This is a genomic window from Mesorhizobium sp. M1A.T.Ca.IN.004.03.1.1, assembly GCF_003997555.1.
Taxonomy (GTDB): Bacteria; Pseudomonadota; Alphaproteobacteria; order Rhizobiales; family Rhizobiaceae; genus Mesorhizobium.
On sequence record NZ_RZTV01001100.1, the window covers coordinates 1 to 235 of the forward strand.

General features: G+C 55.3%; 1 protein-coding gene. It reads left to right on the plus strand.

Going from position 1 to position 235, the window contains the following annotated elements; translation table 11 throughout:
• Window positions 1–235 (plus strand): ABC transporter permease subunit (locus EOD29_RS35090; RefSeq protein ID WP_164764107.1); only part of this gene is annotated, 235 nt, incomplete at both ends.

Consider the following 235-nt stretch of genomic DNA (forward strand, 5'->3'; position numbering starts at 1 on the left):
GCGGCCGTCATCGTGCCGCAGATCGCGATGTCGATACCATTCTCGACGATCTTTCTTGCCAGCGCGATGCAGCAATTGCCGGAAGAAATTCTGGAAGCGGCCGTCCTCGATGGCGCGGGGCGATTCTATATTTTACGCAAGATCGTCGTACCGCTGATGGTGCCGGCGATGTCGACACTGGCGCTGTTCCTCTTCATCTGGACCTGGAATGAGTTTCTGATTCCGTTCATTTTGG